This is a genomic window from Cypionkella psychrotolerans, assembly GCF_001294535.1.
Taxonomy (GTDB): domain Bacteria; phylum Pseudomonadota; class Alphaproteobacteria; order Rhodobacterales; family Rhodobacteraceae; genus Cypionkella; species Cypionkella psychrotolerans.
The window spans coordinates 172,738-191,373 of record NZ_LGIC01000033.1; the positions used below are offsets into that span (position 1 = coordinate 172,738).

22 protein-coding genes are annotated in these 18,636 nt (G+C 60.9%); 17 read left to right on the top strand and 5 right to left on the bottom strand.

Going from position 1 to position 18,636, the window contains the following annotated elements; translation table 11 throughout:
* Positions 1 to 20: 20 nt before the first annotated feature.
* Positions 21 to 212, bottom strand: a complete 192-nt coding sequence (locus tag AKV04_RS26095; RefSeq protein ID WP_156317407.1) for a DUF1127 domain-containing protein — start codon at positions 210 to 212, stop codon at positions 21 to 23.
* 132 nt (positions 213 to 344) lie between these two features.
* Between AKV04_RS26095 and AKV04_RS07195 the strand changes: the two genes are divergently transcribed.
* The 4 genes from AKV04_RS07195 to AKV04_RS07210 all read left to right on the top strand — a co-directional run bounded on the left by AKV04_RS07195 (position 345) and on the right by AKV04_RS07210 (position 3,586).
* A complete protein-coding gene (locus AKV04_RS07195; RefSeq protein WP_054005770.1) occupies positions 345 to 1,220 on the top strand; it encodes a LysR family transcriptional regulator in 876 nt (291 codons plus the stop codon).
* On the top strand, positions 1,220 to 1,666 hold the full coding sequence (locus AKV04_RS07200) for a methylated-DNA--[protein]-cysteine S-methyltransferase (RefSeq protein ID WP_054005771.1): 447 nt from the start codon (positions 1,220 to 1,222) through the stop codon (positions 1,664 to 1,666). The genes AKV04_RS07195 and AKV04_RS07200 overlap by 1 nt, the downstream gene beginning before the upstream one ends.
* 110 nt (positions 1,667 to 1,776) lie before the next feature.
* Entirely contained in the window at positions 1,777 to 2,649 is an 873-nt protein-coding gene (locus AKV04_RS07205; protein WP_054005772.1) for a class I SAM-dependent methyltransferase, read from the top strand.
* 76 nt (positions 2,650 to 2,725) lie between these two features.
* Positions 2,726 to 3,586, top strand: a complete 861-nt coding sequence (locus AKV04_RS07210) for an EamA family transporter (protein WP_054005878.1) — start codon at positions 2,726 to 2,728, stop codon at positions 3,584 to 3,586.
* Between the two features lie 97 nt (positions 3,587 to 3,683).
* On the opposite strand, the gene AKV04_RS07215 is transcribed toward AKV04_RS07210, so the two are convergent.
* From AKV04_RS07215 to AKV04_RS07225, 3 genes are read right to left on the bottom strand one after another with little or no spacing between them, the layout of a single operon-like run.
* Positions 3,684 to 4,382, bottom strand: coding sequence for a CDP-alcohol phosphatidyltransferase family protein (locus tag AKV04_RS07215; protein ID WP_054005773.1), 699 nt, complete (start codon positions 4,380 to 4,382; stop codon positions 3,684 to 3,686).
* Positions 4,383 to 4,431: 49 nt separating this feature from the next.
* A complete protein-coding gene (locus AKV04_RS07220; protein ID WP_054005774.1) occupies positions 4,432 to 5,358 on the bottom strand; it encodes a tyrosine recombinase XerC in 927 nt (308 codons plus the stop codon).
* Complete coding sequence (locus AKV04_RS07225) at positions 5,355 to 6,047, bottom strand: DUF484 family protein (RefSeq protein ID WP_054005775.1); 693 nt, start codon at positions 6,045 to 6,047, stop codon at positions 5,355 to 5,357. Before AKV04_RS07225 ends, AKV04_RS07220 begins: the two co-directional genes overlap by 4 nt.
* A 101-nt stretch (positions 6,048 to 6,148) precedes the next feature.
* Here AKV04_RS07225 and AKV04_RS07230 point away from each other — a divergent pair, with 101 nt between their 5' ends.
* The 3 genes from AKV04_RS07230 to AKV04_RS07240 all read left to right on the top strand — a co-directional run bounded on the left by AKV04_RS07230 (position 6,149) and on the right by AKV04_RS07240 (position 9,711).
* Positions 6,149 to 8,341, top strand: a complete 2,193-nt coding sequence (locus AKV04_RS07230) for a primosomal protein N' (RefSeq protein ID WP_054005776.1) — start codon at positions 6,149 to 6,151, stop codon at positions 8,339 to 8,341.
* A gap of 27 nt (positions 8,342 to 8,368) precedes the next feature.
* Entirely contained in the window at positions 8,369 to 9,241 is an 873-nt protein-coding gene (locus tag AKV04_RS07235) for a 50S ribosomal protein L11 methyltransferase (RefSeq protein ID WP_054005777.1), read from the top strand.
* A gap of 119 nt (positions 9,242 to 9,360) precedes the next feature.
* On the top strand, positions 9,361 to 9,711 hold the full coding sequence (locus AKV04_RS07240) for a hypothetical protein (protein ID WP_054005778.1): 351 nt from the start codon (positions 9,361 to 9,363) through the stop codon (positions 9,709 to 9,711).
* Positions 9,712 to 9,896: 185 nt separating this feature from the next.
* Here the strand turns inward: AKV04_RS07240 and AKV04_RS07245 are convergent, their stop codons facing one another.
* Entirely contained in the window at positions 9,897 to 10,100 is a 204-nt protein-coding gene (locus tag AKV04_RS07245; RefSeq protein WP_054005779.1) for a DUF1127 domain-containing protein, read from the bottom strand.
* Positions 10,101 to 10,440: 340 nt separating this feature from the next.
* Here AKV04_RS07245 and ruvC point away from each other — a divergent pair, with 340 nt between their 5' ends.
* The 10 genes from ruvC to tolB all read left to right on the top strand — a co-directional run bounded on the left by ruvC (position 10,441) and on the right by tolB (position 18,600).
* Positions 10,441 to 10,959 carry a crossover junction endodeoxyribonuclease RuvC gene (gene ruvC / locus AKV04_RS07250; protein WP_054005780.1) on the top strand — a complete coding sequence of 173 codons (519 nt, stop codon included), beginning with the start codon at positions 10,441 to 10,443 and terminating at the stop codon, positions 10,957 to 10,959.
* A complete protein-coding gene (ruvA, locus tag AKV04_RS07255; protein ID WP_054005781.1) occupies positions 10,956 to 11,636 on the top strand; it encodes a Holliday junction branch migration protein RuvA in 681 nt (226 codons plus the stop codon). Before ruvC ends, ruvA begins: the two co-directional genes overlap by 4 nt.
* Positions 11,633 to 12,661, top strand: coding sequence for a Holliday junction branch migration DNA helicase RuvB (ruvB, locus tag AKV04_RS07260; protein ID WP_054005782.1), 1,029 nt, complete (start codon positions 11,633 to 11,635; stop codon positions 12,659 to 12,661). The genes ruvA and ruvB overlap by 4 nt, the downstream gene beginning before the upstream one ends.
* 277 nt (positions 12,662 to 12,938) lie before the next feature.
* Positions 12,939 to 13,550 (top strand): hypothetical protein, encoded by a 612-nt coding sequence (locus AKV04_RS07265; protein WP_054005783.1) that lies wholly within the window; start codon positions 12,939 to 12,941, stop codon positions 13,548 to 13,550.
* Complete coding sequence (locus AKV04_RS07270; protein ID WP_054005784.1) at positions 13,547 to 14,227, top strand: DUF2161 family putative PD-(D/E)XK-type phosphodiesterase; 681 nt, start codon at positions 13,547 to 13,549, stop codon at positions 14,225 to 14,227. Before AKV04_RS07265 ends, AKV04_RS07270 begins: the two co-directional genes overlap by 4 nt.
* Positions 14,214 to 14,612: a tol-pal system-associated acyl-CoA thioesterase gene (ybgC, locus tag AKV04_RS07275; RefSeq protein WP_054005785.1), complete on the top strand. Its 399-nt coding sequence runs from the start codon at positions 14,214 to 14,216 to the stop codon at positions 14,610 to 14,612. Before AKV04_RS07270 ends, ybgC begins: the two co-directional genes overlap by 14 nt.
* 154 nt (positions 14,613 to 14,766) lie before the next feature.
* Complete coding sequence (tolQ, locus tag AKV04_RS07280) at positions 14,767 to 15,462, top strand: protein TolQ (RefSeq protein ID WP_054005786.1); 696 nt, start codon at positions 14,767 to 14,769, stop codon at positions 15,460 to 15,462.
* A 1-nt stretch (position 15,463) separates the two neighbouring features.
* Complete coding sequence (gene tolR, locus AKV04_RS07285; protein ID WP_054005787.1) at positions 15,464 to 15,928, top strand: protein TolR; 465 nt, start codon at positions 15,464 to 15,466, stop codon at positions 15,926 to 15,928.
* Positions 15,929 to 15,934: 6 nt separating this feature from the next.
* On the top strand, positions 15,935 to 17,188 hold the full coding sequence (locus AKV04_RS07290; RefSeq protein WP_054005788.1) for a hypothetical protein: 1,254 nt from the start codon (positions 15,935 to 15,937) through the stop codon (positions 17,186 to 17,188).
* A gap of 95 nt (positions 17,189 to 17,283) precedes the next feature.
* Entirely contained in the window at positions 17,284 to 18,600 is a 1,317-nt protein-coding gene (tolB, locus tag AKV04_RS07295; RefSeq protein WP_054005789.1) for a Tol-Pal system beta propeller repeat protein TolB, read from the top strand.
* The last annotated feature ends 36 nt before the right edge of the window (positions 18,601 to 18,636 follow it).

Genomic DNA, 18,636 nt, shown 5'->3' on the forward strand with positions numbered 1-18,636 from the left:
GTTGCCAGGGTAGGGAAATCTTAGGCGTGAAACGGCGCGAAATAGCCGGATTTCGGCTGGGCAGGCGCGCTGCCAGCGATCAAACCCTGCACTTCACAACGGGTCAGTCCGATATCCTCCAGCAAATGATCATCGGCGCGGCGCAGCAGGCTGCCGATGGACTGACGCAAAGCATGGCGCTGGCGCAGGGTGGCGAGGGTGGAACGGATCATGGCGGACTCCTTCATGGCGCGGTTTTGATCGGACGGCTTCGTTTCGGATAAGCCTGTTTTGCCCGAATCCTTGACATAAGACAAACGAATAGAAATGATGCCAGCCATCGGTTTCATAGATGGCGATGCGCAATGGTCCCCCTTGATAGCGATTTGATGCGGGCGTTTCTGGCGGTGGTGGATACGGGCTCGGTGACGGCGGCGGCAGACCGGGTTGGGCGCACGCAATCGGCGGTGTCGATGCAAATTCGCAAGCTGGAGGAGAGCCTTGGTCAGCCGCTGTTCACCCGGCTGCCGCGCGGCGTAGCGCTGACGCCTAGGGGGGCGCAACTGCTGCCCTATGCGCGCCGCGTCACCAGTCTGCTGGAGGAAGCGGCGACGGCTTTGCGGGAAAAACCGCTGCAAGGCCCAGTGCGGATCGGCATCCCGGATGAATATGCGGAAACCATCCTGCCCCGCGCTTTGGCTGCGTTTTCCGAGCGTCATCCGGGCGTGGAAGTCACCGTGCGCTGCGATTTCACCGCACCCCAGCAGGCGGCTCTGGACGAGGATCATCTTGATCTGGCAGTGATTTATGACAGCAGCCATACCTCGGGTGATGAGGTGTTGTGTCTGGACCCGACGGTTTGGGTGACTTCCATCGCTCATGCCCAACACCTGCAACAGCCGGTGCCGGTGGGGGTGTATTTCCGCTCTGACTGGTGCCGGGATTTCGCGTTGCGGTCCCTGGATCAGCAAAGCATCCCGTGGCGGGCGGCGTTTGAATGTGACACCTCGGCCAGCCTGCGGGTGGCGGCGCGCACGGGGCTTGCGATCTCACCCCTCTCACGCAGCACGATCCCACCGGGGTGTCGCGAGTTAACTAATGCAGATGGCTTCCCCATCGTGGATCGCGCCCGCGTCGTGCTGAAACGCAACCCGCGCGGCGGATCGGCGGCGATTGAGGGGCTGGCCGACATGCTGCGCGAGGCGTTTCGGCCTTTGGCTTCAGGGGGGGCGGTGGCGTGATGCAGGCGGGGATGCAAAGCCCGCTGGGGCCGATCAGTGTGACGGAAACGGACGGTGTGATCACGGCACTGCAGTGGCACGCGGGGCCTGCGCCCGAGACGCCGCTGCTGATCGAGGCGATCCATCAACTGACCGCCTATTTTGACCGCCGCCTGACCACGTTTGATCTGCCCTTGGACTTTGGCAGAGGTTTCGCCGAGCAGGTCCGCCGCGCGATGGCAGCGATTCCTTATGGCGAGACGCGGCAGTATGGTGATCTTGCGCGGGAAATCGGGGCACCTGCGCAGGCGATTGGGCAGGCTTGCGGGGCAAATCCGATCCCGGTGCTGATCCCCTGCCACCGGATTCTGGCCGCCAAAGGCTTGGGTGGATTCTCGGCGAAGGGCGGGGTGGAGAGCAAAGTGTTCTTGCTCAAATTGGAAGGCGCGGCCAGTCTTTTAATTTGATCGGGCCTGCTGATTTGAGCGGTCAAATGGCCAGAGGTGTCTGTTGTACAGGGCAAAAATTGCACCTAGTCTCTGGTGAAAGTTCAGCTCTGCAGTGGAGAGACGCGACGATGGATGACGAGAAACAGCGCGTCAAACTGTTTGCAAAGCCGGGGCATTACTACAGCCCGGTTGGCAATCAGGCGGAATTGCAGGCCTTTTGGCAGTCAGACCATCACGCCCGGCAATATGACCGCGTGGATGCGCTGTTGGACTATGACGCAATGCGAGCGCTGTACGAAAAGATTGCGCCGCTGGTCGTGGCGTTTCCCTTTAAACCCACCGAAGGTTTTCGGTACTATGGCCGCAACACACAGTTTATGTATTACGATGCCTCTATCCTGTCCGCGATGCTGCGCTGGCTGAACCCACGCCAGATCATTGAAATCGGTGCGGGCTATTCCTCGGCGGTGATGTTTGACACGCTGGATCGGATGACCGATGCCAAGTTGGAAAAATTCACCACGATCGACATCGACTTGACGCGCATCAAGGGACTGAACCCGCCCGACAGCTCTTGTCTGATCGAAGCGCCTGTTCAATCCTTGCCGCTCGAAACCTTCACGGCATTGGAGGCGGGTGACATCCTGTTCATCGACTCGTCCCATGTTTTGAAGACCGGTAGCGATGTGCATTACGAATATATGCATATCCTGCCGGCGCTGAAATCCGGCGTGATCGTGCATATTCATGATATATTTTACCCGTTCGAGTATCCCGAGCGTTGGGTGTTTAACGACAACAGATCGTGGAACGAGGTCTATCTGGTGGATGCCATGCTGACCCATGGCAACGCTTTTGAGGTGCTGTTCTTCAACGATGCCGTGCTGCAAAAGCTTGGGCCCAGCCTGAAAGCTAAGGGCGACATGTTTGAGCGGTTTGAGCGGATGAAAACCAATCAGATGGTGCGCAACAACGGCTCGATCTGGCTGAGAAAGCGGTAAGTCCAGTTTGCGCCGGACCTTGCCTATTCAAGGCCGCTCTGTAACAGTTTGGTAACACTTACAGGCGGGATTGATCTTGAGCTTTGCTATTCTGCTGGCCGTCCTCGGCTCGGCCTTCCTGCACGCCCTCTGGAACGCGCTGATCAAAACCGGAACCTCTCGGATGGGGGCGATGATCATCCTGTCGATTGGCGAGGTGCCGATTGGCCTTGCGGTTGCCAGTTTCTGCCCGCTGCCCGCGCCCGAGGTGTGGAAATGGGTGCTGATGGCGGGCTGCGCGCATTTCTTCTACAAATCCTTCCTGACCTATGCATATGAGCACGGCGATCTTTCGCGCGTCTACCCGATTGCGCGCGGATCGGCCCCTTTGATCGTGGCGCTGTTGGGGCCGGTACTGGCGATGCTGTGGCCAAGTGCGATGCCTGCGGATGCGCTGAGCTTGCATGAATATGCCGGGATTTTCGTGCTGGGCTGCGGGATTTTGCTGATGGCGCAGGGGATTTTCTCGAATGGTGAAAGCCGCAAGATGCTGCCGTTTGCGCTGGGATCAGCTTGCGCGACGGCGAGCTACACGCTGCTGGACGGTCACGGCGCGCGGGTGGCGGGCGACGCGATTGCCTATGTGGCGTGGGTTTTCGTCGCCGATGGGTTGATGTTTGCGACGGGCATGCTGGCTTATCGGGGCCTTGACGTGCTGCCGCGCGACCGCAAGGCCTGGGGCGTTGGCATGATTGCGGCGGCGGCGTCTTATGGGGCTTATGGCGTGTCGGTCTGGGCGATGACGAAAGCGCCGATTGCGGTGGTGGCGGCGGTGCGCGAAACCTCGATCCTGTTCGCAGTGCTGATCGGCTGGCTGGCGTTTGGCGAGCGGATGACGAAGGGCAAGGCTATAGCCTCGGCGGTGATCGTGGCTGGGGTCATCCTGACACGGCTTTGACCGCTACAATTTGACTAAAATTTGTTTCATCTTGGCAAAAATATCCCGGGGTCCGGGGCTGGCCCCGGCTTGGCCTGACCAAAACGCCACGCCAGACTTAGTGCGCCGAGCGATCCGGCACGATCTGCTGCACGATCCCGGCCAAACACAGATACAGCGAGGTGATCACCAAGCCCCAATGCGCCAATGATCCTTCGGCGAAGTTCATCCAAGCCGCCCATCCGGCGAAGATCACCCAAGCCAGTGACATCGGCAGGGTGATCCAACGCCAGCGTTTGGTGCGGGTGGGGTGGACGAATTTCAACCGCAGGAACATCGCCACGGTCAGCAGGATCACCGCGATCAGGATCACCCATTGCGAGGGTGCGACGGCGAACAGCACCAGCACCACCATGTTCCAGCAGGCAGGAAAGCCCGAGAACGACTTATCCTTGGTTTTCATCCGGGTATCGGCGAAATAGATCACCGAGCCATAGCAGATCGCGATGATCGCCAGCCAGCCGGTCCAGCCATCCAGCATGCCGGATTTGAACAAAGCATAGGCCGGAATGAACACATAGGTCAGGTAATCGACGATCAGATCCATCAACACGCCGTCGTAGATCGGAAAGTTGTTCGGCGTGTCGTAGCGCCGCGCGAGGGGGCCGTCGATGCCATCGACGAACAACGCCACCACCAACCAGAGGAACATCACGCGCCAGTTGCCTTCAACCGCCGCGAGCATCGCGAACATCGAAAGCACCGCGCCAGAGGCGGTCAGCAGGTGGACGGAAAGGGCTTTAAGGCGAATATCCATGCGTTGTGATCGCTCAAATTGGGATTCGGGGCAAGGCTTGGGGCGTAAATCAGGCGCGGGGATGGGCTTTTTCGTAAACTTCCATCAGGCGGGCGGCATCTACCGCCGTATAGGCTTGGGTTGTCGACAGCGAGGCATGGCCAAGCAATTCCTGAATGGCGCGCAGATCGCCGCCCGCCGACAGCAGATGGGTGGCAAAGCTGTGGCGCATCGCGTGCGGGGTGGCCGATGAGGGCAGGCCAAGTTGCATCCGGGCTTTCTCCATCACCAAGGCGATCAGGCGGGGGTTCAAGGCACCGCCGCGCGCGCCCCGGAACAGCGGTTCGGTGCGGGTCAGATCGTAGGGGCAGAGCCGGGCATATGCGGCCACGGCATCACGCGCGGCGGGGAGGGTCGGGACTAAGCGCTCTTTGCCGCCTTTGCCCAAGATGCGTAGGGTGTCGGACAAAGGGTGTGCGGCTCCGGTCAGGCCCAAAGCCTCGGATATCCGCAAGCCGCAGCCGTAGAGCAACGTCACCACGGCGATATCGCGGGCGGCGATCCAGTCTTCACGGGCTTGCTCGCCGACTTGGGCGATCATATCGCGCGCACCATCGACGGTCAGCGGGCGCGGCAGTTTGCGGCGGAATTTTGGGCCACGCAGGGAGAGGACGGCGGTTGCGTCTATGTTTTCACGATCGGCGACCCAGGCAATGAAGTTCTTCACCGCAGAGAGTTCGCGGGCCAGACTGCGCGACGAGAGTTTGCGCTCACGCTCATACGCCATCCAGGCGCGCAGGTCGGACTGATCGATCTGCGCGATGACTTTCAGGCCTTCGGATTCGCCGTGATGGATAGCGAGGAAGCCTAGAAATCCTGTCACATCATGCGCGTAGGCGGTGAGGGTGTTCACTGCCACCGCATCCAAAGCCCGCAGATGATCCAGCCAGCGCGCGAGCGCGTCGCGTTGCGCGGGCGGGATGGCGAGGCTGTTCAAGACAGCCAGCGGCGCATCGTCCGCTCAAACACACCTGCGAAGAAGGCCAAAAGGTCGGTGCCATGCGTCGGTTTGAACTGATGCGGGTCTTCAGCGCCCAACACCAACATGCCGGGCAGGCGGCCTTTACCGAAATCGAGTTTCATCAGGGCTTCTGACCTAACCCAGCCCGCGCGTTCGCCATAAAGCGCGTCCGATTGTGGCAGCACCTGCCGCAGCACGACCGGGCGCAGCGGTACATTGCGCCCGCCTGAAATATATTCGCCGACGAAGCCCGGCTCGGCCACATAAAGCACGTCGCCCAGTTTGCGCAGGGCGGGGTCTTCGGCGTCTTGCACCGATTCCAGCACCAAGCGCACGCAATCCACCCGCAAGGTGCCCGCCACGTCCGAAGCCAAAGTCTTGAGAAACTCCTCAAAACTCAGCGGGTCCATCATCTGCAAAATTGCGCGATGCACCTGATTGGTGCCCGCGAGATTTTCATAGGCCGCCGCGATCACGGTGCGATGAGTGTCTTCCAAACGGTCCAGCCGTCCCTCAAGACGCTCCATCGCGATGCCGCGCAGATCGACGATATTGCTGCCCATCAACCGCTCATTCGCGCCGATCAGCGCGTTCATCACATCGCGGTCTTCCAGCAGAACCTCGGGTTCCGCGAGGATTTTGTCGCGCAGCTCTTGGTCGATCATGCTTGGCCTATCTTGGTTTTTTGTAACTATAGCAGATTGGGGTGGGTTGCGGTGGCTTGGGTGGGGGTTTACCTCAAAACCACATAACAAGGAAAGAGTGGATGCTGGTCGAGCGGGTCTATCAGGCGGGTGATTTGGTTGGCGTGCTGACCACCGAGCCTTTGGGCCGCATGCTGGATTACAAGGCGCCCGAGGGCGGCTGCGGCGATGGCGATTTCGTCGAGGTGCCACTTGGGCCGCGCAAAGTCATTGGCGTCGTTTGGGGCAAGGGTGAGGGCAAGTTTGATCCAGCGCGTATTCGCAGCGTCTACCGCGTGCTGGATGCCGCCCCGATGCGGGCTGAGTTGCGCTCGTTTTTGACCCGCGCCGCCGAATACACCCTGACGCCGATGGCCGCGATGCTGCGCTTGGCGACCCGCGCGCCGGGGTTGGGTGACCCGCCGTCGATGAAGAAGACCTATGTTTTGGGGCCAGTGATTCCGAACCAGATGACCGAAGCGCGGTTTCGAGTGGTTGAGGCTTTGCGGCGGTTTGGTAGCGCCCCGGTGACTTTGGGCGAATTGGCCGAAGAAGCGGCTTGTGGGCCTGCGGTGGTCAAGGGCCTTGTCAAGCTGGGCGTGGTGTTGGAGCAGGATGCGCCCCGTGATCTGCCCTATCCGGCCCTCAACCCGGTAACGAATACGCGGCTGGCGGGGGATCAGGTTGTTGCCGGGGATGCGCTGGTCGCTTTGGTCGCCCAAGGGGGGTATTCGGGGACGTTGTTGAAGGGCGTCACGGGGTCGGGAAAGACGGAAGTGTATCTCGAGGCGGTGGCGGAATGTCTGCGCAAGGGGCGGCAGGCACTGGTGCTGCTGCCCGAGATTTCGCTGACGGCGGATTTCCTGACCCGCGTGCAGGCGCGGTTTGGCGCGCGGCCCGCGGAGTGGCACTCGGGTGTCACGATGACCGAGCGGCGTCGGTTGTGGCGAATGGTGGGGCAGGGCGAGGCTTCATTTGTAGTGGGCGCGCGGTCGGCTTTGTTCCTGCCGTTCCGCGATCTGGGGTTGATCGTGGTCGATGAGGAACACGACACGTCCTATAAGCAGGAAGAAGGCGTGTTCTATAATGCCCGCGATATGGCGGTGCTGCGGGCGGCGATTGTCGGCGCGCCGATTGTGTTGGCGAGTGCTACTCCGTGTTTGGAGACTTGGGCGAATGTCGAGGCGGGCAAGTATGGCCGCTTGGATCTGGGCGCGCGGTTTGGCGTGGCGGAGCTGCCGGATATGCAGGCGATTGACATGCGGGCGCAGAAACTGGCGTCAAATACGTGGATTTCGCCGAAGCTGGCGGCGGAAGTGAAGGTGCGGATCGCGCGCAAAGAGCAATCCTTGCTGTTCCTGAACCGTCGCGGCTTTGCGCCGATCACTTTGTGCCGTGCTTGTGGGCATCAGGTTGGCTGCGACGATTGCGATGCGCGGATGGTGGAGCATCGGTTTTTGAAGCGGCTGCAATGCCATCAATGCGGCGCGACCAAGCCGATCCCGACCGAATGTCCGGCGTGCAAGGTCGAGGGCAAGATGGCTCCGGTTGGTCCCGGCGTTGAAAGGCTGGCCGAGGAAGTGGTGGCTTTGTTCCCGGATGCCCGTGTGGCGGTGCTGTCGTCGGACCTGTTTGGCTCCGCCCGCGCGCTGAAAGAGCAGATCGTGGCGATTGCCGAGGGGGCTGCGGATATCATCATCGGCACGCAGATTGTGGCGAAGGGGCATAACTTTCCGCTGCTGACTTTGGTGGGGGTGATTGACGCTGACCTTGGCTTGCAAGGCTCAGACCTGCGCGCCGCCGAGCGGACGTTTCAACTGATGCGGCAGGTTGCGGGGCGGGCGGGGCGTGCGGATAAACCGGGCACCGCGCTGTTGCAGACATTTCAGCCCGAGCATCCGGTGATCCGCGCTATCCTTGGTGGCGATGAGGAAGCCTTCTGGCGGGCCGAGGCCACCGAGCGGAGGATGGCGGGCGTGCCTCCCTATGGCCGGATGGCGGGGATTATTCTATCGTCGCCCGATGTAGCGCAGGTGTTTGATTTCGGCGCTGAACTCGCTCGCCGCGATGGGCCCTTGCGCAAGGTTGGCGCGCAGGTTTACGGGCCGGCGCCTGCACCGGTTGCGCGGGTGCGCGGGCGGCATCGTGTGCGGCTGCTGATCAAGGCCGAGAAAACCGCCCCGCTGCAGGCTGCGATTGCCGAATGGGTGGGCCAGTTCAAACTGCCGAACAATCTGCGGCTTTCCATCGACATTGACCCGCAAAGCTTTTACTAGGCGCGCAACCCTAGAACGGATCATCCCATGCCCACCTACACCGCTTTGACCACCCTGATGGGCGAAGACGCCGCCAATGCGCTCGCCGAGGCCATTGAGAAGATGGAGCCAGAGCCCACCGGGGTTGGCGTCTTTGAGATCGAGGACGACTCGGGGCTGTGGGAGGTTGGCGCTTATTTCCTTGAGGCTCCGTCCGAGGCGGTGTTGGAACTGCTGGCGATGGCGTTTGATGCCAAGCCCTTCGCGCTGTCGGAATTGCCGGAAATCGACTGGGTCGCCAAAGTGCGCCGCGAACTCTCGCCTGTCGAGGCGGGTCGGTTTTTCGTCTTTGGCTCGCACGACGCCGACAAAATCCCCGCTGACAAGATCGCGCTGCAAATTGAGGCGACCGTCGCCTTTGGCACTGGCCATCACGGCACCACCTTGGGATGTCTGCGGGCCTTTGATCGGCTCTATGGTGAAGGCTTCCGCCCCGCTAAGGTCGCCGATATCGGTTGCGGCACCGCCGTTCTGGCGCTGGCCGCCGCTGCCGTGCTGCCCGATGCCTTGGTCATTGCCAGCGATATTGACGAAGTCGCGGTGGACGTCGCCGAAGCCAATGTTGCCATCAACCATATGGAAGGCCGGATTGAGACGATGGAGGCCGCAGGTTTCGCGCATCCGCGTCTCGCCGAGGCTGCGCCCTATGATCTGGTGTTCGCCAATATCCTCAAAGGCCCGCTGGTCGAACTTGCCCCGGATATGGCCAAGCATCTGGCGCACAACGGCCTGATTATCCTGTCAGGGCTGCTGGTGGTGCAGGCCGAAGCGATCACCGCCGCCTATGTCGCCAACGGCTTCACACCGGAAGCCCGCGAAGACCTGGGTGAGTGGTCCTGTCTGATGATGCGGCGGAACTAAGACGCTTAACACAAGATTAACGGCGAAATGACGGCAGCTTTTACACATTGCCCAAATTTTGCCATAATCTGTGGGTAAAAGGTGCGAAGGCGGGGGCAAGTGAATACGGAGTTATTCGGATGGCCGACCCGAATCTGGTAGATTTCTACAACAATGTTGCGCGCTTTGAGAAAAAGCGCGCCAAAGGCTATGGCTTTGATGCCGCCGGAACGCTCGGGCGTTCCTATTTCAACCCTCCTGCCCGCAAACGCCGCTCTTGGCTGGTGCCGATGATCATGGTGCTTTGCGCAGGCATCGGTCTGAAAGGCATGATTTATCAATCGGTTGGCGCGAAAGCCTATGATCAACGCGTGCAGGCGTTACAGGTCGGCGAAGGCTTTGACCGCTTGGGTGGTTGGCTGATGCAGGCTGATCCGGCGACGGTGTTCGTGGCAGGCAAAATCAGCGAAGGCCTGAAGGCATTCAAATAATCCATTTTCATGTGGACGATTTCTAGCAGAACGCAGGCGGGCCACGGCGGCCTTGCCTGCGTTTCTATTTGTTCAACACCACAAACGCAAAGGGCCGATGCCACGCGGCACCGACCCTTTTTACATCCGATAAGATCAGGCGCCTGCGTATGAACTGATCTGATTTCAGATCAATTCAAAAGCAGTTAGCGACCGATCAATTCCACATCACCACGGCACAGACCGATATCATCAAGCTCACGGTCAGACAGTTTGCCCAGAGCGCGACGCGTGATGCGTGCATCATTCCAAGCAGCGAAGCCGTTCGCGAACGTCGAAACGAACTGAACAGAGCGGAAAATCGAGATGGCACCAAACGGCGCCGCGCGGGACGACTCATAGGCGGCCATAGCGGTTATCCTTTACAAACTTTATCTCCGGCAAGCCCCTTGCTTCCGGTGAGGCCTATCTAGCTATGCTGCAAGTGCGAAGCAATGGGTGCGCTAGCATGTCTGCATTGCGCCCATTGCATAGCCATCCGGCACCGATATTTCGTTAATTTATAGGCGATTTGAAAACAACGACGGGATTGGTCGTTTTTCATGCGCCGGATGTCGCTTTGCTGCGTCTGCATAGTCTCGGGTTGCATCTGCGGCAAGATTCAATTGCCCCTTGGCGGATGTTCTCTTTTCGTGCTAATTCTGGGGGAAGCAGAAAATCTGCGTAAAAACAAAAGAAAAAGGGGCGGGGATGCGGGTTTTGGGAATCGACCCCGGTTTGCGCAACCTCGGCTGGGGGGTGATTGATGTGGTGGGCTCGAAACTCACCCATGTTGCCAATGGCATTTGCCACTCGGCCCCCGGCGAGGGGGAGGGTGATTTGGCGCAAAGATTGTTCTCCTTGCACGGCCAGTTGACGGAAGTTCTGCGACAATATGGCCCCGATGCGGCAGCGGTCGAACATACGTTTGTCAACAAAGACGCGGTGGCGACGCTAAAGCTGGGCCAAGCGCGCGGCATCGCCTTGCTGGTGCCCGCGCAATTTGGCCTGACGGTGGGCGAATATGCCCCGAACGCGGTGAAGAAAACCGTGGTGGGTGTGGGCCACGCCGACAAGGGCCAAGTGGATCATATGGTGCGGGTGCAACTGCCCGGCGTGAAAATTGCCGGCCCCGATGCGGCGGATGCGCTGGCCATCGCGATCTGTCACGCGCATCATCTGCAAAGCGCGGGCCGTTTGCAGGCGGCGATGAAAAGGGCGGTTGGATGATCGGGAAGCTTTCGGGGCGGCTGGATTGGCGCGGGTCGGATCAGGTGTTGATCGACGTGCGCGGCGTGGGCTATATCGTCTATGTCAACGAACGCACTTTGGCTGCGATGCCTGCGGTGGGCGAGGCGGTGTCTTTGTATACCGATCTGCTGGTGCGCGAGGATCTGTTGCAACTCTTTGGTTTCGCAACACTTCTGGATAAGGAATGGCACAAGCTGCTGACCACGGTGCAAGGGGTTGGCGCAAAGGCCGCAATGGCCATCATGGGCACTCTGGGTGCCGATGGTGTGGCCCGCGCGCTGACTTTGGGCGACCAACGGGCGATACAGGCGGCTCCGGGCGTGGGGCCGAAATTGGCACAGCGGGTGATACTGGAGTTGAAATCGAAGGCACCCGGCATCATGGCGATGGGGGCCAATTTGGCGGTGGCGGCTGTGGCGGATGATAGTGTGTTGGAGCCTGTGACGCCGATGGCCCCGCGCAAAGCAGTCGCGCCAACCGCTGCGCAAAACCGCGCTGGGTTCACGGCGGATGCTCTGTCGGCGCTGGTGAATTTGGGCTATGCGCATGGCGAGGCCGCGCAGGCGATCTCCACCATCGCGATGGATCAGCCCGAGGCTGACACCGCTACGCTGATACGGGCGGCGTTGAAACTGCTGGCTCCGAAGGCGCGCTGATGCAACCTGACCCCGATCTGCGCCCCGAAGCTTTGCCGGAAGACCTTGACCGTGCCCTGCGCCCGCAGGTGTTGGAGGATTTTGTCGGCCAGCAAGAAGCCCGTGCGAACCTGCGGGTGTTCATCGAAAGCGCGAAAATCCGTGGCGAGTCGATGGATCACACGCTGTTTCATGGGCCGCCGGGTCTGGGCAAGACCACCCTCGCGCAGATCATGGCGCGCGAATTGGGGGTCGGGTTTCGGATGACCTCTGGCCCGGTGCTGGCGAAACCCGGCGATCTGGCGGCGATCCTGACCAATCTTGAGCCGCGCGATGTGCTGTTCATCGATGAGATTCATCGGCTGTCTCCGGTGGTGGAAGAAGTGTTGTATCCGGCGATGGAAGATTTCGCGCTGGATCTGGTGATCGGCGAAGGCCCTGCGGCGCGGACGGTGCGGATTGAGTTACAGCCGTTCACGCTGGTGGGGGCGACGACGCGGTTGGGGCTGCTGACCACGCCGCTCAGGGATCGGTTTGGCATTCCCACGCGCTTGCAGTTTTATACCGAGGATGAGCTGGATTTGATCGTGACCCGTGGTGCGCGACTGCTGGGGATCCCGTCCGATCCTGAAGGCACCCGAGAGATCGCCAAGCGGGCGCGGGGGACGCCTCGGATCGCGGGGCGGTTGTTGCGGCGGGTGGTGGATTTCGTGACCGTTGAGGGCGACGGGCGGCTGACGCGGGCGATTGCGGACCGGGCGCTGACGCGGCTGGGGGTGGATGAGATCGGGCTGGATGGCGCGGATCGGCGGTATTTGATGCTGCTGGCCGAGCATTATGGAGGCGGGCCTGTCGGGGTGGAGACGATCGCGGCGGCGCTTTCAGAGGCAAGGGATGCGGTGGAGGAGGTGATCGAGCCTTATTTGCTGCAACAGGGATTGCTTCAGCGGACCCCGAGGGGGCGGATGTTGGCAGCTCGGGCTTGGCGGCATTTGGGGTTGGATGCGCCGAAGCCACCGGGGCAACAGGATTTGTTTGAGGGCTAGTGTCCACGCGTGGACAGGCTGTTGGTTTATATGAAATCAAGGGGTTATGGGGGCCTTGTTCATAGATTATTAAGGTTTGATGCGGGGCGTTTGTTGATCCCTAAGAGCCTCCGGCGGGGATATTTAGGCCAATGTGAACTGGGCAGGCGGAGGCTCTTAGGTCATCCTCTGCGCTAAAATATCCCCGTCGGAGACGCAGCTTTCCACGGGATCCGCGCCACATGGTTGAGCCTGCACCAAAGCCGCGCTATCGGAGGGGCGCAAGAGGGAGGCCCGCATGACGCCGGAACAGGTTCAGACGTTTTTCACCCGCTCGGATGGCAGCTATCTGTTCGCGCGCTGGGGGCGGCCGATTGTGCCGGTAGTATTTGGGGTCGAGGACGCGACGTTAAGCGTGGTCAAGGGCGCGATTGAGGCGGTTGTGACTCTGGCGGATCACAAGATGGCCGAGCATGACCCGGAACTGGGCGCGAACCTGATGGTGTTTTTCTTCCGCGATTGGGCGGAGTTGCCGCAGGTTCCTAATCTGGAACGCTTGGTGCCGGATTTGGGGCCGCTTTGCGCGCGGCTGGAGCAAGCGGGGGCAAATCAGTATCGGTTTTTCCGTTTTGATCCCGACGGCGCGATCAAGGCGGGTTTCGTGTTTTTGCGGATGGATGAGCATTTACAGGCGATTGCGGCGGCGGATTTGGCGCTTGCGCAGGCGGCGCAGGTGATTTGCTTGTGGTCGGATAGGGCGTTTGCCGAGGTGTCGCCGCTGGCGTTGATCGACGGTCAGGTGATTTTGCGGCCCGATGTGGCGGGGCTGATCCGGGCGGGCTATGCGCGGCATATGCCAGTGGTGGCGCGGGATGCGTCCCACGCGTTCCGTTTGGCGGCGCGGCTGTGAAAGAAGCCGATCTTTACCCGGACCTGAAGGCCTATCTGGAGGCGCAGGGTTATGTGGTGAAGGGCGAGGTTGGCGCTTGCGATATTCTGGCGCGGCGGGGAGATGAACCTGCGGTGGTGGTCGAGATGAAACTGTCCTTCAGCCTCGCTTTGGTGATGCAGGGTGTGGCGCGGCAGGCTCTGTTTGACGATGTCTATCTGGCGGTTCCGGTGACGGAAAAAGGTTGGAGGCTGCGCTATAAGGATATTGTGGCTTTGTGTCGGCGCTTGGGGTTGGGGCTGCTCGCGGTGAAGCCGGGGCTGGTTGAGGCGCATCTGGACCCCGGCCCGTATAGCCCGCGCAAGAACACCCTGCGGGCGGGGCGGTTGTTGCGCGAGTTTGAGCGGCGGGTGGGCGATCCGAATTTGGGTGGCACCACTGGGATCAAGCGGGTGACGGCGTATCGGCAGGATGCGTTGCGGTGTTTGCTGGCACTGCAGGCGGGGGCAGTGAAACCCGCCGCCATCGCCAAAGTTGCAGGTGTTGCACGGGCAGGCGATATTTTGCGCGCGGATCATTATGGCTGGTTTGAGCGCGTCTCGGTGGGGATTTACGCTTTGACGCCGCAGGGGCAGGCGGCGATTGTCTCTGAGGCTGCCGAGATCGCGCGGCTTGGGGGGCAAGATGCATCAGTTTGATTTGCGGGTGTATTATGAGGACACCGATCTGGCGGGCATCGTCTATTACGCCAATTACCTGAAATTCATCGAGCGTGGGCGGTCTGAATGGGTGCGGGCTTTGGGGGTGGATCAGGTCGCGCTGAAAGCCGCACAGGGCTTGGTGTTTGCGGTGCGCAGGGTCGAGGCCGATTATCTGCGGCCCGCGAAGTTTGACGATGCGTTGCAGGTGACGACGGAATGTTTGGCCGTTTCCGGTGCGCGCATTGAGCTCAGTCAAGCGGTTTTGCGCGCGGGTGAGCGGCTGTTTGTGGCGTTGGTTACATTGGTGTGTCTGACGGAAACGGGCCAGCCTGCGCGGATTCCCGTGGATATCCGCGCTAAGCTGTTGCCAAAGCGGCATTAAAGCCGCGCGGCAAATTTAAGCACCTGTTCACGCAATCGAACTTTGGGGGCGGTTTGTTGCTTGGATCGCGCCATTGTGTTGGCAATAGGGTTCAATTCTTGTTAAGATTAGGGCAATAAGCGGCCAAAGAGCCCCGATAACAAGAGCAGGCATAATGAACACGGAAGCCGTCGGCATGGCGCAAGAGATTGATTTCTCTATGCTCGCCCTATTTTTTCGCGCAACCCTCACGGTGAAGCTGGTGATGATGTGCTTGATTATCATGTCGTTTTGGTCATGGTCGATCATCATCCAGAAACACATCCTGTTCCGCAAATCGCGCGGCGAAGCGACGGTGTTTGACCGCGAGTTCTGGTCGGGAGAGCCTTTGGATGGTCTGTTCGAGAAGATCGGTGGCGATCCGCAGGGTCCGTCCGAGAAGATTTTCGCTGCCGGGATGCTGGAGTGGCGACGCTCACACCGGCAGGATGGCGGCTTGATCGCGGGGGCGCAGGCGCGGATTGACCGGGCGATGGATGTGGCGATTGCGCGCGAGGCCGGGGTGTTGAACAAAGGCCTGTCGTTCTTGGCCACCGTGGGGGCGACAGCGCCGTTCATCGGGCTGTTCGGCACGGTCTACGGCATCATGCACGCCTTTACCCAGATTGCGGCGACGAAGAACACCGATCTTGCGACGGTGGCTCCGGGTATTGCCGAGGCTTTGATGGCGACCGGGATTGGTCTGGTTGCGGCTATTCCAGCGGTTATTTTCTACAACAAGCTGAATGCGGATAGCGAGCATATCACCAGTGGATATGAGGCGTTTGCCGACGAGTTTGCGACGATCCTGTCGCGCCAGTTGGACGCTTGATATGGGCGCGGGGGTGGTCAAGAAATCCGGTGGCGGTGGGCGCAGGCGGCGGCGGGGTTCGTCGGCGGCGATGGCCGATATCAATATCACGCCGTTTGTCGATGTGATGCTGGTGCTGCTGATCATCTTCATGGTGACAGCGCCAATGCTGACGGTTGGGGTGCCGCTGGAGCTGCCGAAGACGGCGGCGGCCAGCTTGCCGACCGAGCAAGAGGAGCCTCTGACGGTGTCGATCACCAAGGAGGGTGTGTTGATGATCCAGACCTCGGAAGTGGCGGACGCCGATCTGATCGCCAAGCTGCAAGCGATTGCCTCGCAGCGCAAATCCGACAAGATTTTCCTGCGCGCCGATGGGGCGCTGCCTTACACGCGTGTCGCCGAGGTGATGGGCGCGCTTTCAGCGGGCGGGTTTAGCAATATTGGGCTGGTCACCGATGCGGGCGGGCCGAAGATGGACGGCAACTAGGGCGCGATGGACAAGAGCCAGATCCTTTCCGGCATCGGCCATGCGGTCGTCATCACCTGGGTTGTCCTGGGCGATTGGCTGTTTGCGCCGCGTGAGTTACCGCCACCGGATTCGGTGCAGGTCTCGATGGTGTCCGAGTCGGATTTGAAGGCGATGCAGGATGCGGCGGCTAAATCCGTCAAGCCGAAGGCGGATAAGCCTGAGGTGAAGCCTGCCAAGCCTCCATCCAAACCGCAGGTTGAAGCGCCTGCTCCGGTCGAGCCTGAGGTGGCGGTGGCGGAACCTGCTCCGGTGAAGCCTGCGCAGCCCTCGCCCGATATTCCGGTGGCCGCCGATCCGCAGCCGAATGAAGCGCCGCCGCCGGTGGCCCCGATTGCCGAGGCAGAACAGCCGATCCCGGTGCCGACGGTGAATGAGAAACCGAAGCCCCGGCCTGCGACGCGGATCACCGATACGCCGATGGTCAGCCCTGAGAAAACCCCGGAAATGGCCGATACAGCCACGCCGGAGGTGACGGATCAGCCGACCGATCAGCCGGTGGTCGAGGAGCCGAAACCCGCAGCCGCCCCGGAAGAGGCCGCAGCCCAGACTGCACCGGATGCGGTGGTGACGGATGCGCCGGAACTGGCCCCGACCTCCAGCCGTCGCCCGCAGACCCGGCCGGACAAGCCTGTGGTCGAGACGCCTGTGGAAGACCCGCAGGTTGCGCTGGATGCGCAGGCCGAGAAGGATGCCAAGGCCAAGGCTGACGCGCAGGCCAAGGCGGATGAAAAGGCGGCGAAAAAGGCCAAAGAGAAGGCCGATGCGCAAGCCAAGGCTGATGCTGAGGCAGCGGATCAGGCGGCGATTGATGCGGCTTTGGCCGATGCGGCCTCGGATGCTCCGGCGACCGATGGCGGTCAGACCGATATTCCCGAAGGCCCGCCGATGACGGCGGGTGAGAAAGAAGGCTTGCGGGTCTCAATCAACCAATGCTGGAACATCGGCACGCTTTCCACGGCGGCGCAGCGGATCAAGCTGACCTTGCGGGTTGAGATGAAGGAAGACGGCACGCCGGATAGCAATGGCATCACCATGACCACCTTCTCGGGTGGCGATGAGGCGACAGCGAGCCAAGCCTTTGAAGCCGCCCGCCGCGCCGTGATCCGGGGTGTTAAGGGCTGTGGCGGCAAGGCTGGCTACGACCTTGACCCTGCCAAATACGCCGAGTGGAACGTGATGAACCTGAATTTCGACGCTTCGGGCATGAGGTTGAGATGATTTTCTTAACTTTCCCCTGCAAACTCCGCGACAAACCCACAGACTTACAAGGCCAGAGCAGGCCACATAATTCGCCCTTGAAAAACGAGGACAAGATGCGCCCTTTCAAATCCCTGACCGCCGCCCTGCTGATTGGGCTTTCCAGCCTGACCACAGCCGCCCAAGCCGAAATCACCATCGACATCAACTCTCCGGTGATCGAACCGATGCCGTTCGCGGTGCCGGATTTCATTGATGAGGGCGGGGCGGGAGAGTTGGCCGCGAATATCTCGCGGGTGGTGGCGGCAGACTTGGCGGGCACGGGGCTGTTTATTGAGACGCCGAAGGATGCCTATATCAGCCGAGTCACCTCGTTTGATGCACCGATTTCGTATCCCGATTGGCAGGCGATCAACACCCAAGCCCTGATCACCGGAGCAGTGCAGGCCGGTGGCGACCGGATTGTGGTGAAGTTCCGTTTGTTTGACGTGGCCTCGGGGCAGCCGCTGGGCGAGGGGCTGCAATTTGCGGGCACGCCGGCCAGCTGGCGGCGGATGGCGCATAAGGTCGCGGATGCGGTCTATAGCCGGATCACCGGGGAAGGCCCATATTTCGACAGCCGCGTGGTCTATGTCGCGGAAAGTGGGCCGAAAAACCAACGCCAGAAACGCCTCGGCGTGATGGATTATGACGGCGCGAATGTGAAATATCTGACCGACAGCAGCAGCATCGTACTGGCGCCGCGGTTCTCGCCGAATGGCGACCGGATTCTGTTCACCTCGTATGCCTCGGGCTTTCCGGCGATTTATGTGATGAACGTCGGCAATCTGAAAACCCGCAATCTGGGCGAAGTGCCCGGCACGATGACCTTCGCGCCGCGCTTCAGCCCCGATGGCAATACCGTGGTGTTCAGCCTTGAGAAGGGCGGCAATACCGACATTTACTCGATGGATATCAACTCGGGCGCGATGAGCCAGCTGACCAATGCGCCGTCGATTGAAACCTCGCCCAGCTTCAGCCCGGATGGGTCGCAGATCGTGTTTGAGAGCGACCGTTCCGGCAGTCAGCAGATCTATATGATGCCCGCGGGCGGTGGCGAAGGGGTGCGGATTTCCGGCGGCAAGGGGCGGTATTCGACCCCGGTGTGGAGCCCGCGCGGCGATATGATCGCGTTCACCAAGCAAAACGAGGGCCGCTTCCACATTGGCGCGATGCTGACCGATGGCACCGAAGAACGTCTGCTGACGGCGTCTTTCCTCGATGAAGGCCCGACCTGGGCGCCGAATGGCCGGGTGATCATGTTCACCCGTGAAGGTGCGGGCGCGGGCGGTCAGGCGGGGTTGATGTCGGTGGATGTCTCGGGGCGGAACCTGAAGGCGATCCCGACCGAAGGCCCGGCCTCGGACCCGTCCTGGTCGCCGATGTTGCCATAATTCTTAAAGCGCGGCTGATTCCCTTAGCCGTGCAAA